Below are 16,027 nucleotides of genomic sequence, written 5' to 3'. Positions count from 1 at the left end.
AACTACGCTAAAGCCAGTGGGCGGGTCAATAGGATTCGGTTAAGCTGCACAGTGTATATATTAGCTTACCGCGTCTGCTTGATCGGAATCTCAATCACAAACTCTGTACCCTTTCCTGGTGCAGAAATACAGTTAATTTTTCCTTTATGTTTCTCCACAATAATCTGGTAACTAATAGATAATCCTAAGCCAGTACCTTTACCTACAGGTTTAGTAGTAAAGAAAGGGTCAAATAATCTAGTTTGAACTTCCTCAGTTATTCCTGAACCATTATCTTTAATACTAATAACTATCGACTCTTCATTTTTAACTTGAGTATGGATAATAATAGAACTAAGCTGTTTTTCAATCTCTCCTTTTAAATATTCTATTTCCCGTTGATGTAAAGCATCAATAGCGTTACTCAATATATTCATAAATACCTGATTTAATCCTCCTACATAACATTCAATAACAGGCAAATTACCATAATCTTTGATAATTGCAATTTCCTGCTGTTTATGCTTTTCTTTGAGACGATGCTGTAAAATTAGTAGGGTGCTATTAATTCCTTCATGAATATCAACAAGTTTCATTTCTGCTTCATCAAGACGCGAGAAGTTCCGCAAAGTTAGTACAATCTCGCAAATCCGTTCAGCACCAACTTCCATTGATGATAATATTTTCGGCATATCATCAATAATAAACTCTAAATCTATCTCATCAATTAGAGTAGTTATTTCTGGGTTGCAATTATAATATTGTTGCTGATATAAGTTAATTAAAGTTAGTAATTGCTGACTATATTCTCTAACATGCGTCAGATTACCATAAATAAAATTAACTGGATTATTGATTTCATGAGCAACACCAGCAACTAGCTGACCCAATGAAGACATTTTTTCAGTTTGAATAAGTTGTACTTGAGTGTGTTGTAATTCTTGCAGTGTCTGCTGTAGCTGAATATTTTTATGTTTTAATTTTGCCGTTCTCTCTGCAACTTCTATTTCCAATCTAGAATTAGTTTCTTCTAAAGCGGCTTGAGCAACTTTTTTAGCTTTTAAGTATTGCTGTAATAAATGCAATACTAAAAGCCATGCTGGAACCAGCATGGCTAAACTTATAATAGATTCTAAAATTGCCCATAAGATGCTTTTATAATATTCATCAACCTTCTGCTGTAACTCTAGTGAAATATTATGCTTTCTTTTCAGAACCCCCTCAGCATAAATTTGCTTCTGATTTTCATAATCTCGGCTAAAAAGTAGTAGTTGTGCTGCCTCTTTTTGATTTTTTTTAACTAAATCAAAAGATTGATATTCCATTGTAACTAAACGCTGATTAGCAGTATCAATTTTTTGGGCATCTTCATTTTTATATGCTTCAGGAGCCAGTTTAATAGATTCTTTAATAGCAATATCAAGTTTAGGTTCAAATAGGCGATACCGTTGTTCCCAAATAGAGTTTCCTGTAGCAGCGTTCATTCGGGCTGACATCGTTAGTACTTCATCCAGATAAGTAATTTCATCACTCAATCTTTGTAGTTTAAATTCATTTTTAGTAATACTATTGAAGTTATAATATGCTTGCCAGTTGAGCCAAATTTGAGGAATAAACAAGAGTAATGTCAGTAGTACTGTTAAAGTTACTAGTTGAGAGGAAACCAATCTCAGTTTATAAGGCAGGTGCATTTTGATACTATTTTTTAAATACATTTTAATTGGGCATTAACCCAATTTAATACTCTCGCATAAGTTTGGTTTCATCAGTATTAATACCGAAACACTCTCTTAAAAATTCTATGGTTTCATTTTGATACATTCCAAAATTAATCTCATTTATTTGTTTAACTTTAATCTTTCTACCATAGATAAATCCTAAGTTGAAATTCTTTAAGTCTAATTTTGAAAAATTATAAGGAACTGGATATATAAATTTAGCAAAGAATTGATAGATGAATAAATGGAGTTGATTGGTCTTTAAGTCATTACCCATTGTAAAGCCTATTACAAAAGCTTCATCTTGAGGAGAAATCCCCCTCCCTAAAAGTATGTGAATATAATCATGATGGCGCAGACTAATTTTTCCAGGTAATGCCAATAGGCTACTAGGGTTCTCTAGTAACCAAATTACAAAAGGGATTTTCGGCTCATTATACAACCTAAATACTAATGAATGTGCTTTTTTTAAATTCATTTGAGCTATATCTATTTGAAAAGTTTCATCTAAATCAAAAGCCATATATATACAATAAAACAACTAACTTATTAGTATTTGTTTTTCTTCTAATTTGTCTATATTTACCAACAAAATTATTTTTATTTTTATAATTAAGTACATTAAAAACAATTTTACATAAAATTTCAGTATTATCACTGAGATTGTGACCAAAGGCAAAGGCATCTAAATGAAGAATCATCGACTGATAGAGATTTCTGCAATTCTGCTGTGAAAAAAGGATGTTGCTGCAATAGCTTTATCATGGTTTAGTTGATGGGCTGTTTACCACAGTCCTGAATTCGGTGAATATGTTGCCCGATATGGGCAACTAGCTAGATACCAGAAAGTGTCAAACTAAATATTAAGTCTATAGAAAAGCCGCAAACTCAAACTATGACTCAGCAACCAACAGATTTAGACAATAAAGCTGTATTTGACCATCTCTGGGAGATTACAAAGGAACTCCGCCAAAAACTAGAGGCTCGTTTTCAGTTACATCCAGACCCTTCTGTAGAAAATTTACAGCAATACAGCAGTCTCGATGGCAATATGAAGGGTTCGCTCACCGCTTTTTCGGCGGAAGAAATTGACTGGCTAATTCATTCGTGGTTAGGAAACCCTGAAAGATCAAACTTCAGCACCATGCGTCTCACCGCTTGGTTGAAGTCGCATATCCAGGTTCCTCATTTGGCTTTTGAGTTTGGCACACTTCCGAATATTTTCTTTTATATAGATTACATTCCCCGGACTGAGCTTTTAACCGATTTGGTATATCTCGATCGCTACTATGAGCCAGTTAACCAAACATTCTTGAAGTTGCAGGACGATTCGCGCCTAAAGGTATTTACCAGCAAAAGTGTGTATGTTCGCCTATTTCAATCGCCTGTTAGCTTGTGCTACACCGGCGCACCTACTTTTGAGACTCTCGAACTAACTCGCACACTTGCACATGAAACACTTGATCGCTGGCTAACTTGGGTAAATGCAGCTGAACCTGTACCAGAAGATGTACGAGAGGCTTTGGCTACTCGTGATTTGTTGGTACGGCGTACTAGTGCTGAACGTGACCCTGGTAATAAATTTGCCGCACAGATGTTTGGATCGGAATTGACAGATAAACTTGTGCGATCGCTCTGGGGTGGCGATCGAATTAGTCATTAGTCATTAGTCATTTGTCATTTGTCATTGGTCATTTGTCCTTAGTCCTATGCCCTATGCCCACTAATTTAGAATCCTACCGCGCTTTGGCACTGCAAGTTACCTGTCATGCAGTCAACCAAACAAGCGACCGCCACCAAGCGCGATCGCTCATACAAAACTCCATCAACCGCCTAGCCCAACAAATTGCTGCCAGTATCGCTTTCATCGGCTTTGATTGTCGTTTAATTGTACTGCCAGAGTATTTTCTCACTGGTTTTCCGATGGGAGATTCTCTAGCAGGGTGGGCAGAAAAAGCTTGTATAGAAATGGCTGGTGCTGAATATGAGGCCCTTGGTAAAATAGCCCAAAAGCATAAAATCTTTTTGGCTGGTAACGCCTACGAAGTTGACCCCAACTTTCCCGGATTGTATTTCCAAACCTGCTTTATTCTTGACCCCTCTGGCTCAATTGTCTTGCGGTATCGGCGGCTGAATTCTTTGTTTGCTCCCACACCCCATGATGTTTGGGATAAGTATCTCGACTGCTATGGTTTAGAAGGAGTTTTCCCCATTGCTAAAACTGCGATCGGTAATTTGGCAGCTTTGGCATCAGAAGAAATTTTGTATCCAGAAGTGGCGCGGTGTCTGGCGATGCGAGGAGCGGAGCTTTTTGTCCATTCCACCTCGGAAGTATACAACAAAAACCTCACGCCCAAAGACGCGGCAAAAATCACTCGCGCCGTCGAAAACATGGCTTACGTGGTTTCAGCTAATACCGCAGGCATCGCTAATATTGCCATCCCCATCGCCTCGGCTGATGGTGGTTCTAAAATCATTGACCATCGCGGAATCGTTTTAGCAGAGACAGGTGCAGGCGAAAGCATGGCAGCTTTTGCAGAGATTGATTTAGCAGCATTACGCCGCGATCGCCGCCGACCAGGGTTAAATAATTTACTTGCACGCCAACGATTTGAACTATACGCCGAAAGTTACAACCAATCACACTTTTACCCAGCTAATACTATGCTGGAGGGAGAAGTAGACCGCAAACACTTCCTGCAAACGCAGCAAGCCACCATTGAGCGCTTAACCCAATTAGGCATAATTTGAATTTGGGAATGGGGGTATTGCGAGTAATAAAAAATGACTAATACTTCGACTTCGCTCAGTACAAGTGACTAATGACTAATGACTAATGACAAAACCATAGAAGTCCGTAACCCGCGAACTGGCAAATTTGACTATGTAATTATCCCGCCGCCCCCAAGGCTGCTGGTACAGCAATGTAAGCGCACCCGCAGGGCGCAAGTCCGCTGGCAGCAAATGGGTTTAGAAGGGAGAATTGAAGCTTTACAGCAGTGGAAGCAAGCGATATTATCTGGACGCGATCGCTTAACGGAGGCTTTGGTAAATGATACGGGAAGATTGTCAACCTCGGTATTAGAAATAGACTCCTTCCTATCTAGCATTGATCGCTGGTGTCGATTAGCACCGGAGTTGCTGCAAGAAACTGCAAAAAACACAGCAATTCCGTTTATCGCCTTGCAACAAACATCCGTTCCTTATCCCCTAGTTGGAATAATTAGCCCGTGGAATTTTCCGTTGTTGCTGTCTACCATTGATACCATTCCGGCATTGCTGGCGGGTTGTGCTGTCATTGTCAAACCCAGTGAAATTGCTCCCCGGTTCGTAGCACCACTGACTACAGCACTCAACGCTGTTCCCAAATTGCGCGAGGTATTAACTTTTGTTGAAGGAGCAGGCGCAACCGGATCTGTTTTGATTGAAAATGTAGATTTGGTCTGCTTTACAGGCAGTGTAGCGACAGGACGAAAAGTGGCACAGGCGGCTGCAAAACAGTTTATTCCAGCTTTTTTGGAATTAGGAGGAAAAGATCCTGCGATCGTTTTAGAATCAGCCAATTTAGAATTAGCAACCTCAGCCATCTTATGGGGTTCCGTCGTTAACACGGGACAGTCGTGCCTCTCAATTGAGCGAATTTACGTTGCAGACTCCATATTTGAAAAGTTTTATCATCAACTAGTAGCCAAAGCCCATCGCCTGGGGCTAGCTTATCCCACAGTTGAAAGTGGAGAAATTGGCCCCATCATCGCCGAAAGACAAGCAGCCATTATTAGCGACCATCTCTTAGATGCAGTGGAAAAGGGAGCAGTAATTCACTGCGGCGGTGTCATTGAAGATTTAGGTGGCGGTTGGTGGTGTCGTCCCACAGTACTTACCCAGGTTAATCATTCCATGAAAGTGATGATGGAAGAGACTTTCGGCCCGATTATGCCAGTGATGCCTTTTTCCACAGTAGAGGAAGCAGTATCTTTAGCTAATGACTCAATTTATGGATTAAGTGCTGCTGTGTTTGCCTCGGAAGCCGAAGCCTTAGAAGTTGCTCAACAGATAGATGCAGGTGCTATTAGTATCAACGATGCTGGACTCACCGCCATCATGCATGAAGGAGAGAAAAACGCCTTCAAATTCTCCGGTTTGGGAGGGTCACGCATGGGTGCGGCGGCGCTGAAACGGTTCATGCGAAAAAAAGCTATTTTGATCAAAACTAACGATACTAATGACCCTTGGTGGTTTGGGAATGGGGAGTGACCAATGCCATCATCACTATGTAACTCATTAGCTTAACCAATGGCGATCGCCTCTGCCACAGTTTCGTCTACGATAACCAAAGCATCTGGAAGAATTTTCATAGTTTTGGTTCAGAACAGGAGTCCATTCGTTCAGAACACGAGCTTATTCATTCAGAACACGAGCTTATTCGTTCAGAACACGAGCTTATTCGTTCAGAACACGAGCTTATTCGTTCAGAACACGAGCTTATTCGTTCAGAACACGAGCTTATTCGTTCAGAACACGAGCTTATTCGTTCAGAACACGAGCTTATTCGTTCAGAACACGAGCTTATTCGTTCAGAACACGAGCTTATTCGTTCAGAACACGAGCTTATTCATTCAGAACACGAGCTTATTCGTTCAGAACACGAGCTTATTCGTTCAGAACACGAGCTTATTCGTTCAGAACACGAGCTTATTCGTTCAGAACACGAGCTTATTCGTTCAGAACACGAGCTTATTCGTTCAGAACACAAGTCCATTCGTTCAGAACACGAGCTTATTCGTTCAGAACACAAGTCCATTCGTTCACTTGGTCAGTGGCGTGGTGTTGAAGTATGGCAAAGACAGCCGGGAATATGAGATGACAGGCGGGGTACGCAAAAGCGATCGCATTCGTAAAGCCACCAGCAGTTACTACAAGACTATCTGTCAGTATTTAATGTCCTTAGTGGTATTACATACGTAACTTTTCAACCCTAAAAGTACTGGACGACCACTGAGGCATCGGCTAGAGTTGAAGCGCTGTCGGTTACTGTTGACCTTGCTTTGATTTATGACTACCAATCCAAACCAGATTCTTAAAAGGATAGATTTCGGTAATGAAGCTGGAGATAGAGCTACCGAACCTCCTTACAACGTTCAAATTCCAACCGAAGGGTAGTAAAGCGATGCAAGCAAAATCCCAAGAGCAACTTTCCCCCAATGATGCCGAAGTTATTTTAGGATGCTTACCTGAACAAATTCGTGCCGCTCTAATTGCTCGTGCTACTGAAATTGAATATCCAATCGAAGCAGTTATTGAGATGGCGATCGCAAGTTTTCTCGACACAGAGGCGTTGGCTTTTGCAGATTGCAAGCCAGGGCGTGGACAATAAAAGCGTAAACTGGCGATCGCAGGCGGCGGTACTGACGAAAGATATTGGTGTGGATACAGAAGAACATTAGAAGCCGACGATAAATGCGTAGGCGTAGCCCGCCGCAGGCATCGCTTGGAAGAAAAACGAATTCGTTATGCTTCACGTTAAGTTATAATTTCTGCACGACTGAAGTCTCAGCAGTGGGATGAATACAGAAGCCCAATTTTTCGCAGACTCTTTGCATTGCAAAATTTTTAGTCAGGATTCCGGCACTAATTAGCGTTAAATCTTCATCACGCCCTACTTAGAGTAACTTTATGCCCTGAAGTGAGTCGGTCGTCTATCGGATTAAAATGTGAGGAGAATATTGTGTTTATCTCAACTCATACCTATGCAAATTACCCTTAACCTAGATGAATCTCTCCTTAACGAAGCCTTACAACTCACCAACCTCACTACTCAAGAAGAACTAGTCAATTTTGCTCTGCAAGAACTTGTGCGTTCACGAAGTGGCTCCTCTGAAACATCACACCGCAAGAAAAACCTTTTCGACCTCGCAGGACAAATTCAGTTAGTCCCAGACTTTGACCACAAAGCTCTGCGCGAGACTCGTCATGCTGCTGATTGATACATCCGTTTGGATAGTAGTCTTCCGCGACCGCAACGGTCAAGTTCGCCAGCAGCTTGAAACCCTAATTGCTAATAGAGAAGTTCTGCTCACCCGATTCACTCAGCTTGAATTGCTTCAAGGTAGCCTGAACGAGCAAGAATGGACTCTCCTCTCCACCTAGCTCGAAACACAAAATTATATTGAACCTTCGATTCATTCTTGGCAAGCGGCTGCTCGTATTTACTATGACTTGCGCCGCCAAGGGCTTACCGTTCGCAGCCCAATCGATTGTTGCATTGCTCAAACGGCTCTGGAAAATAATTTGCTTATGATTCACAGCGATCGCGATTTTGAAACCATTGCCCAAGTGCGATCGCTCCAACACCTTCGCTTTCAACCTTGAGTTTATCCTGAAAAACTGACGGGCAAGTGCTACAAACGGAATTCGTTATGCTTCGCGTCAAGTTATGCCAGCGATGATTAAAGCCGTCTTTGACAACCTTCCCCACTCCCCACTCATAATATGCGAACATAATTAAGTTGTAGCTGACTACCTGCACAGAGATTTAAAATGGATACCATTGCAATCCCTGTTCTGAATCGCCTAGTAGATGCCACGGTAGAGATTCCTGTTTTTAAAAGTATTACCAATCGGGCATTACTCGTCGCGGCCCTAGCCCCAGGTGACTCGATTTTAGAAAATGCCTTATTTAATGAAGATTGGCATTTGCTGTCACTGGCTTAAAGGTTCCAAGCCTTGTAATAAAAGACCCTGGTTGTACAGCGAAAACTTTTCCCGATTACTTTACTCGATTTTTCCAGATGTTAGAACAATAAAAGGTGAATTGCAATGTCAAATATTCGAGAAGGAATGCCCGTACTTGCCCGTCATGAAGGAGATTGGGTAGGAACTTATACATTAATTGATACAGCAGGAAAAATCCTCGACAAGTATGAGTCTCACTTAACTTGTCAATTTCCAGAAAATGGTCCTCATCCCTATTACCAAATAAATCGCTACAAGTGGTCTGATGGTAAACGAGAGGAGTATGAATTTCCAGGAATATATAAAGATAATAAGCTCTGGTTTGACACCGATCGCATTGACGGAAAAGCCTGGGAAGCCGATGATTCAATTGTGATTTTGTGGTTTAGTTATAAAACAAACCCAGAAATGAGCTTATATGAAATGATCTACATTAGTCCTGACAATAACAATCGTGCCCGCACTTGGCATTGGTTTAAGAACAATCAAATCTTTCAACGCACCCTAATTCAAGAAGAACGGCTAAGATAGTAATTTAATTTCTCCTTTCAGAAATAACCACACTCATTATTCTCCAGTCCGCGCAGGCGGACTTTGTTTGTGTAAACACGGCTTCCAATCGTTAGGCTTTCATCTCAAACCTCAGCTTAGTAAGGTACACGCATGGCAAAAAGTGACAAAATAAACTTTTCTACCCCTAGTGGGTTTCCAGAATTTCTTCCTAGCGAAAAGCGTCTAGAATTATATTTGCTAGATACCATCCGTAGAGTTTTTGAAAGCTATGGATTTACGCCCATCGAAACACCTGCTGTAGAACGTTTAGAAGTGCTGCAAGCTAAAGGTAATCAAGGCGACAATATCATTTATGGAATTGATCCTATACTGCCACCAAATCGACAAGCCGAGAGAGATAAATCGGGCGAAACTGGTTCGGAAGCAAGAGCTTTAAAGTTTGATCAAACGGTTCCTTTAGCGGCGTATATTGCCCGTCACTTGAATGAATTAACCTTTCCCTTTGCCCGTTACCAAACGGATGTGGTTTTTCGGGGTGAACGGGCGAAAGATGGGCGCTTTCGTCAGTTTCGTCAGTGTGATATTGATGTAGTTGCTCGTCGTGAACTCAGCTTGCTGTATGATGCTCAGATGCCTGCAATTATTAGTGAGATATTTGAAGCAATTAATATTGGTGATTTTCTGATTCGCATCAATAATCGTAAAATTCTTACTGGTTTTTTTAAGTCAGTGGGAATTGCCGAAAATCAAATTAAGTCCTGTATTGGGATTGTTGATACTCTCGAAAAAATTGGTGAAAGTAAAGTAAAACAAGATTTAGAAAAAGAAGGAATTTCAGCAGAGCAAGCTCAAAAAATAATTGAATTTATTAAAATTGGCGGCTCGGTTGATGAAGTCTTAGATAAGCTCAAGCACCTCGCCCAAAATCTGCCAGAAACTGAGCAATTGAGCTTAGGAGTTACCGAATTAGAAACGGTAATTGCAGGGGTGCGTAATCTGGGAGTTTCCGACAATCGTTTCTGTATTGATTTATCTATTGCGCGTGGTCTTGATTACTATACTGGCACAGTTTACGAAACAACTTTATTAGGACATGAAGCTTTAGGCAGTATTTGTTCTGGTGGTAGATATGAAGAATTAGTTGGGGTATTTTTGGGCGAAAAAATGCCTGGTGTAGGCATTTCTATTGGCTTAACTCGTTTAATTAGTCGTTTGTTAAAAGCTGGGATTCTAAGTACTTTAGCTGCTACACCAGCCCAGGTGATGGTAGTGAATATGCAAGAAGATTTAATGCCTACTTATTTAAAAGTTTCTCAACATCTGCGTCAGGCAGGAATTAATGTGATAACTAACTTTGATAAGCGTCCTTTGGGTAAACAATTTCAATTAGCAGACAAACAAGGGATTCAATTCTGTGTAATTATTGGTTCTGAAGAAGCAGCAGCACAAAAATCCTCGCTCAAAGATTTGAAAACAGGCGAACAAGTAGAAGTGCTACTAGAAAATTTGGCTGAGGAAGTTAAAAGAAGGCTTACCTAAAATTTGATTTATCAAGTAGTGAGTGTCTATTGCGATGCGTTGCTTTCGCCTAACACACCCTACTTGTAGCTTTTGGGATTTTATATTTTACATTAGGAATCGCCTTGGTATATCTGACTTGGTGTGAATTCATCAGTCGCAATCATTTTTCAAACTGGTATTATTTGGAAGCCCTTTATGAGTTTGTCCGATCTCCCTAATCTCTGGGTTCCTCTAGCACTTTTAGGTTTAATTGTTATAGCTGCTGTATTTTTTAGCCACAGCAGTTGATATTTAAAACATTCCAATTGAGGTAAAGGATGGCGTGCACAGATGGGGAAAGGAAGGTTAGAAGCATTCAGCGATGGAGTGATTGCCATCATCATCACCATTATGGTGCTGGAAATCAAAGTGCCGCATGGGTTCGATTTAGCTGCGCTGCGTCCGCTGATTCCAGTATTTCTCAGCTATGTGCTGAGTTTTATTTTTCTCGGCATCTACTGGAACAATCACCATCATCTCTTACAGGCAGTCCGACATGTTAATGGGCGTATCCTTTGGGCGAATTTGCATTTGCTATTTTGGTTGTCGCTAATCCCCTTCGCCACTGGCTGGATGGGTGAGAATAACTTTGCTGCTATGCCAGTTGCCCTTTATGGTACGGTATTGTTGTTGTCTGCAATCGCTTACTTCATCCTTACCCGCACCCTCATTTCTTATCATGGCAGCGATTCGACTCTAGTGATCGCAGTGGGTCGAGATTTCAAAGGAAAAATATCGGTGGTGTTCTATGCTGTGGCAATTCCACTTGCCTTTGTGAACTCATGGTTTGCCTGTATACTATACGTTCTGGTTGCAGTTATGTGGCTCATCCCTGACCGTCGCATTGAGAAGACTCTCACACTCTAAACGAATTACGAATTACCACAAGTAAAATACCTAATAGCAATTCTGTATGAAGATGCACTTTATAAAACCCCCCTGCTGGCTTCCCTTGGCAAGGCAGGGTGGTTTCATACAAAGAAAGAAAAAACTTTGTGCAGTTGATTGGAGAGGGCGCGTTGTGCTTGAGGAATAGTTCGGAAACGAAGTTTGCGTGCGATCGTAATGAAAAAGTTGTGTAAGATAGACCAATTCACAGGGGCATTTCCACCACGGCGTGGTGGAAAATCTTCCTTGAATGTCACATCTCTCACCCAATGGAGCCGATTTTCGATGCCCCAATGCCCTTGAATATCGGCAAGTAACTGTTGAGCTTCGAGACATTGACTACAGATATAGAATTGACGCTCGTAGAATGGCTGATCATTGCGCTCACCCTGACGCTCGACAACCACAAAAGTTTTGAGTCCAGACCATTTTTTTTGAAGTTGTTCGGGGGCAGCAAAAACCTTGCACTCACGTTGGACTAGTCTAGAATGAACATTCTCTACAGTTGTGGCACTGCTAAGTGGAGTATCCTGTTGTGATTCAGTTTGAGCCATTTTATAGAGTGTCGGTTGATTTTCTTTTAGTCCAATCAGGTAATCATTGCCACTATCGACGATCAGCGATACAGTTTTTTTTGGCAGTGTAAAGCATCAAGGGTAAAAACGACTTGTTGACCACAAAACTCGGAGATTAATTGTTTTACGATGTCTACGACGGGCTACGCCTACGCCACTTCACTAATTTTTTTGTTGGACATTGGTTGCATCCTGAGTACAATGCCCCGCTCATGACTATAAACTGATACTGTACTGATAAAGTTTTGGTAGGACTGACTGTAATCTGTAACTGTGCAACGAATGCCTTTGCCATCTATTGCCAAACGTTCTCCTGGTATTGGTGGGACAAAAACTGATGCCCAATTAAAAAATCAAGTCGGTAAATGGCTGAAAATCTATTGTTTTTAGTACTCGTCGGAACGTTGAATAGGATGGAAACTTAATTGTCTCATCTAGGTTTAACAGTTCAATTAAGCTTTGTCTGTGTTCTTTGGTAAAATCTTCCAGTGGACGGTAGCCCCAATACCCAGTCATTGCTCCCAGCAATATGAGCAATAATACTAACCATAATTCATGTCTTCGTCCCCGGATGTGCCTATAGTCTGGGACTTGCTGTAATTGTTCGACGAGATTCATACTTGTTAGTTATCCATTTTTCTCTACCCTCTACAAATCATTATTATTTTTCTCTCGTTGTATGAAACCACCCTGCCAACCCCCCTTAAAAAGGGGGGCTAAGAACGCCTTATTTTCCCCTTTTTAAGGGGGACTAAGGGGGATCTCCAATGACTATGCACCTTAACCGAGAAGTATTGAACTGCGATCGCTTAAGCTCTGGCGAATAGAATAGAGCCTCCGGCACGCTGACGCGTTAAGCGAAGCTATGCCGTTGGCGTTCGCGCAGCGTGTCGCAGACAAGCCTCTCGTAGAGAAGGCTTTACGCGGCTATACAAACAAAGTCCGTCTCCGCGGACTAAGACAAAAACAAAATTGAGTGTTTGAAACCCACGGAGGTGGGTTTTGTCTGTGTAGACGCGGTTTCTAACCTCCCTTTTAACTCCTAACTCCCCACTCCCTAACTCGTCTCCTGAATTTGCAGACGTACAGTGTGTTCAGTCGCACCACTAAGTTGCAATTCCATAATTTCACCACCCAGAGGTTCCAAGCAAGTGAGGAGCGATCGCAAGTTGGGTGTACTTGCGCCTGTATCTACATATAATCTATCTGCCAAATTGCCGATTCGTTTCCAAGTCATGTAGAGTTTAGCGATCGTTTGTTCAATCTGCGATGCTTGATTGACCAAATCAGCAGCAATGCTCAAACAGCCGACTCTTTGCGCTTCTTCTAAAGCTGTTTCAATATCAATATTTTCCTGCGTCAGCGCCTGAACTTGAGCCGCCCCTTTGAGATATTTGGCCAAGTTACGCGCTTCTGTAGTAACTTGTTTGAGGGTATCCACATCAGGATTGGCAGCAATTTCCTTTTGGATAAACTTTTGGTGCGATTCTGGCAGTTTTTCCATTTCCTTCACTAGTGGGGCAATGTAACGCGGGGGAAGGGTGTTATCTGCTGCTTTTTCCTTGACTGCTTCAGGTAATAAATCTGAGGACATGGCTGTCCATTCATCACTGAGTTGACGAACTTCCCGTCTGGTGATGCGATCGCCTTTTTGGGCGGCTTCACTCACCATCTGTTGCACTTCTGGGACAGCTTTGGAGGTTTCGACAAAAGCCCGTTTGCTGAAGTTGTTTACAGATCCGGGGTCAAGTTTACCATCTTCGATGAGAGTATCAGCACTATTCGCCAGTTGAATCCAGGAATATGCTTGACTTTTGGTGATTTCCCGCTCTTTTAGCCATCGCAGAAAGCCAGTACCGCGTCCGTCACCACCGACTTTCTCTCTGTCGCGGATCGCCCGTAAAATTCGCCCCCGCCAGATTTCAGTTTGCAAATCAAAGCGATCGCATACCTGCCAGGCTATTTCGAGTTGCTGTTGAAAATCTGACTCTAGAATCTGTTCATCTTCTGGATCGGGCAGTTCAAAACTGATATCTGCTGGCTGTAGTAAAGCAGCAGCAAGGTCGTTGATGGAGTCGGTGTCTTGCACGATTGATGACTAACTAGTGGATGCGATCGGCTTATTATGCCACAATCTGTGGACTCACACTTAAGGGGGAGTACGGTATTTTGAATTACAACAAAATAGTAGAAAGGGGTAACCCACCTCAGTGAGGTCTTTAATTGATCGAAGAGAATAAAAATAAAACGATGAACCAGGTAGACTACCTCCGGATTAGCTTAATAGATCGCTGCAATTTTCGTTGTCAATACTGTATGCCAGAGGGAGTAGAACTGGACTATATTCTCAAGCAACAGATGTTGAGTGATGAGGAGCTGCTTACCCTAATTCAAGAGGTATTTATTCCAGTAGGCTTTAATCGGTTTCGTTTGACTGGGGGTGAACCCTTATTGCGTCCCCGTGTGGTGGATTTGGTAAATGCGATCGCAACTCTGCCCCAAACTCAAGACCTCTCAATGACCACCAATGGGTTTTTGCTGGCTCCGATGGCACAAAATCTCTACAACGCAGGTCTGCGAAGAATTAATATTAGTCTAGACTCTCTTGATCCCGACACTTTTAATCAAATTATCGGTAACCAAGGTCGTTCTCGTTGGCAACAAGTTTGGCACGGAATTCAAGCTGCCCATCAAGTCGGATTCGACCCCCTGAAGCTGAATGTGGTGGTGATTCCTGGCGTCAATGACCACGAAATTCTAGATTTAGCCGCCCTGACAATTGACAAACAGTGGCATGTTCGATTTATTGAATTTATGCCTATTGGCAATTTGCATTTGTTTGGCGATCGCGGTTGGGTATCTTCAGCCGAATTACGGCAACAAATCCGCGATCGCTGGGGCTTGACCGAATCCCAAGTTCGTGGTGCTGGCCCAGCTGATGTCTTTAAAATTCCCGGTGCGAAGGGGACACTGGGATTTATTAGTCAGATGTCGGAATGTTTTTGCGATCGTTGTAACCGGATGCGCCTGAGTGCCGATGGCTGGCTGCGTCCCTGTTTATTGAATGAAACTGGTCAAATAGATTTAAAAACTGCTTTGCGATCTGGTATCAGCACCGCTCAATTACAAGAGCAGGTCAGAGATTTACTCGGGATTAAACCAGAAATTAACTTTAAACAGCGCAATTCTGGCATTTTAAGTACATATACCCGCACCATGTCGCAAATTGGTGGATAGTCATTGGTCATTGGACATTTGTCATTTGTCCTTTGCACATAACTAGGGACAAATGACTAAGGACAAATGACTATTACGCTTGTCGTGAGTAGTATTCCACCACAAGTAGTTCATTAACTTGTAGTGCCACCCATTCCCGTTCAATAACGCTGTTGACTTTACCAACCAACTTATTTTTGTCAAACTCCAAATGACTGGGGAGGTTGGCCAAACCGGGATATTGCAAGTTAGCTTCCACCAACTTCCGTGATTGTGCCCGATCCCTGACCGCAATTACTTCACCAGGACGGCATTGGTAGCTGGCAATATTAACCACACGACCGTTAACAGTTACGTGACCGTGATTCACCAGTTGACGAGCCGCTGGGATAGTCGGGGCTATACCCAAGCGGAAAACGGTGTTATCCAAACGCATTTCTAGCAATTGCAGCAGCACTTGTCCGGTAGAACCAGTAACACGTCTGGCTTTCCGCACATAGCGGAGCAATTGCTTTTCAGTCAAACCGTAGTTGAAGCGGAGCTTTTGCTTTTCTTCTAGACGGATAGCATACTCAGAGCGCTTCTTGCGGTTCTGACCATGCTGACCAGGTGGGTAAGCGCGTCTAGCGCTTTTCCGAGTCAATCCTGGTAAATCGCCCAAGCGGCGTACAATTCTGAGGCGTGGCCCTCTATATCGGGACATGAGTTTCCTTAATCTAATCCTGTTTAAACTTTACCCAAACATTCAATTTTGACATTCCCCTGATTAAAAATCAGAGGATTCTTGGTTTTTTGAGGCTGCTTGCTTTGGTATGACGTATCCTACCAATGTAGAGGCATCTTCAT

Annotated in this window: 19 protein-coding genes and 1 pseudogene; 13 read left to right on the top strand and 7 right to left on the bottom strand. The window is 42.2% G+C overall.

Annotated elements, in window-relative coordinates; translation table 11 throughout:
- Positions 1–65: 65 nt before the first annotated feature.
- Together RM347_RS11475 and RM347_RS11470 are read right to left on the bottom strand one after the other, a co-directional pair.
- A complete protein-coding gene (locus tag RM347_RS11475; protein WP_322721993.1) occupies positions 66–1,670 on the bottom strand; it encodes a sensor histidine kinase in 1,605 nt (534 codons plus the stop codon).
- Between the two features lie 46 nt (positions 1,671–1,716).
- Positions 1,717–2,220, bottom strand: coding sequence for a hypothetical protein (locus tag RM347_RS11470; protein WP_322721938.1), 504 nt, complete (start codon positions 2,218–2,220; stop codon positions 1,717–1,719).
- Positions 2,221–2,592: 372 nt separating this feature from the next.
- Between RM347_RS11470 and RM347_RS11465 the strand changes: the two genes are divergently transcribed.
- The 8 genes and pseudogenes from RM347_RS11465 to RM347_RS11430 form a co-directional block, all read left to right on the top strand.
- On the top strand, positions 2,593–3,360 hold the full coding sequence (locus tag RM347_RS11465) for a red chlorophyll catabolite reductase (protein ID WP_322721937.1): 768 nt from the start codon (positions 2,593–2,595) through the stop codon (positions 3,358–3,360).
- Between the two features lie 53 nt (positions 3,361–3,413).
- Positions 3,414–4,448: a nitrilase-related carbon-nitrogen hydrolase gene (locus RM347_RS11460; RefSeq protein WP_322721936.1), complete on the top strand. Its 1,035-nt coding sequence runs from the start codon at positions 3,414–3,416 to the stop codon at positions 4,446–4,448.
- A 78-nt stretch (positions 4,449–4,526) separates the two neighbouring features.
- The gene (locus RM347_RS11455; protein ID WP_322721935.1) at positions 4,527–5,951 is read left to right on the top strand and encodes an aldehyde dehydrogenase family protein; all 1,425 of its coding nucleotides are present in this window, start codon (positions 4,527–4,529) and stop codon (positions 5,949–5,951) included.
- A gap of 567 nt (positions 5,952–6,518) precedes the next feature.
- Positions 6,519–6,662 carry a hypothetical protein gene (locus tag RM347_RS11450; protein WP_322721998.1) on the top strand — a complete coding sequence of 48 codons (144 nt, stop codon included), beginning with the start codon at positions 6,519–6,521 and terminating at the stop codon, positions 6,660–6,662.
- Positions 6,663–6,864: 202 nt separating this feature from the next.
- Positions 6,865–7,071 (top strand): hypothetical protein, encoded by a 207-nt coding sequence (locus tag RM347_RS11445; RefSeq protein WP_322721934.1) that lies wholly within the window; start codon positions 6,865–6,867, stop codon positions 7,069–7,071.
- Positions 7,072–7,444: 373 nt separating this feature from the next.
- The gene (locus RM347_RS11440) at positions 7,445–7,681 is read left to right on the top strand and encodes a type II toxin-antitoxin system VapB family antitoxin (protein WP_322721933.1); all 237 of its coding nucleotides are present in this window, start codon (positions 7,445–7,447) and stop codon (positions 7,679–7,681) included.
- The gene (locus RM347_RS11435) at positions 7,668–7,844 is read left to right on the top strand and encodes a hypothetical protein (protein WP_322721932.1); all 177 of its coding nucleotides are present in this window, start codon (positions 7,668–7,670) and stop codon (positions 7,842–7,844) included. Before RM347_RS11440 ends, RM347_RS11435 begins: the two co-directional genes overlap by 14 nt.
- 69 nt (positions 7,845–7,913) lie before the next feature.
- Positions 7,914–7,967, top strand: a pseudogene (locus RM347_RS11430) (type II toxin-antitoxin system VapC family toxin); the annotation flags it as partial.
- 22 nt (positions 7,968–7,989) lie between these two features.
- On the opposite strand, the gene RM347_RS11425 reads toward RM347_RS11430, so the two are convergent.
- Complete coding sequence (locus RM347_RS11425; RefSeq protein ID WP_322721931.1) at positions 7,990–8,196, bottom strand: hypothetical protein; 207 nt, start codon at positions 8,194–8,196, stop codon at positions 7,990–7,992.
- Positions 8,197–8,234: 38 nt separating this feature from the next.
- Here RM347_RS11425 and RM347_RS11420 point away from each other — a divergent pair, with 38 nt between their 5' ends.
- The 4 genes from RM347_RS11420 (at position 8,235) to RM347_RS11405 (ending at position 11,369) form a co-directional block, all read left to right on the top strand.
- A complete protein-coding gene (locus RM347_RS11420; RefSeq protein ID WP_416211946.1) occupies positions 8,235–8,408 on the top strand; it encodes a hypothetical protein in 174 nt (57 codons plus the stop codon).
- A 105-nt stretch (positions 8,409–8,513) separates the two neighbouring features.
- Positions 8,514–8,960 carry a DUF3598 family protein gene (locus RM347_RS11415; protein WP_322721930.1) on the top strand — a complete coding sequence of 149 codons (447 nt, stop codon included), beginning with the start codon at positions 8,514–8,516 and terminating at the stop codon, positions 8,958–8,960.
- Positions 8,961–9,092: 132 nt separating this feature from the next.
- Entirely contained in the window at positions 9,093–10,481 is a 1,389-nt protein-coding gene (gene hisS / locus RM347_RS11410; protein ID WP_322721929.1) for a histidine--tRNA ligase, read from the top strand.
- 312 nt (positions 10,482–10,793) lie between these two features.
- Positions 10,794–11,369, top strand: coding sequence for a TMEM175 family protein (locus tag RM347_RS11405; protein WP_322721928.1), 576 nt, complete (start codon positions 10,794–10,796; stop codon positions 11,367–11,369).
- A 104-nt stretch (positions 11,370–11,473) separates the two neighbouring features.
- Here RM347_RS11405 and RM347_RS11400 read toward each other — a convergent pair whose 3' ends face one another.
- From RM347_RS11400 to RM347_RS11390, 3 genes are all read right to left on the bottom strand, one after another.
- A complete protein-coding gene (locus RM347_RS11400) occupies positions 11,474–12,031 on the bottom strand; it encodes an ISAs1 family transposase (RefSeq protein ID WP_322721992.1) in 558 nt (185 codons plus the stop codon).
- A 279-nt stretch (positions 12,032–12,310) separates the two neighbouring features.
- Complete coding sequence (locus tag RM347_RS11395) at positions 12,311–12,583, bottom strand: transposase family protein (protein ID WP_322721927.1); 273 nt, start codon at positions 12,581–12,583, stop codon at positions 12,311–12,313.
- A 439-nt stretch (positions 12,584–13,022) separates the two neighbouring features.
- Positions 13,023–14,054 carry a hypothetical protein gene (locus RM347_RS11390; RefSeq protein WP_322721926.1) on the bottom strand — a complete coding sequence of 344 codons (1,032 nt, stop codon included), beginning with the start codon at positions 14,052–14,054 and terminating at the stop codon, positions 13,023–13,025.
- A gap of 161 nt (positions 14,055–14,215) precedes the next feature.
- Here RM347_RS11390 and moaA point away from each other — a divergent pair, with 161 nt between their 5' ends.
- Complete coding sequence (gene moaA / locus RM347_RS11385; protein ID WP_322721925.1) at positions 14,216–15,202, top strand: GTP 3',8-cyclase MoaA; 987 nt, start codon at positions 14,216–14,218, stop codon at positions 15,200–15,202.
- Between the two features lie 73 nt (positions 15,203–15,275).
- Here moaA and rpsD read toward each other — a convergent pair whose 3' ends face one another.
- Positions 15,276–15,884 (bottom strand): 30S ribosomal protein S4, encoded by a 609-nt coding sequence (gene rpsD / locus RM347_RS11380; protein ID WP_012408407.1) that lies wholly within the window; start codon positions 15,882–15,884, stop codon positions 15,276–15,278.
- Positions 15,885–16,027 lie beyond the last annotated feature (143 nt).

This window comes from Nostoc sp. ChiQUE02 (genome assembly GCF_034531305.2).
Lineage (GTDB): Bacteria > Cyanobacteriota > Cyanobacteriia > Cyanobacteriales > Nostocaceae > Nostoc.
The sequence above is the reverse complement of the archived record's forward strand: the minus strand, read 5'-3'. Positions and strand labels throughout refer to the sequence as shown.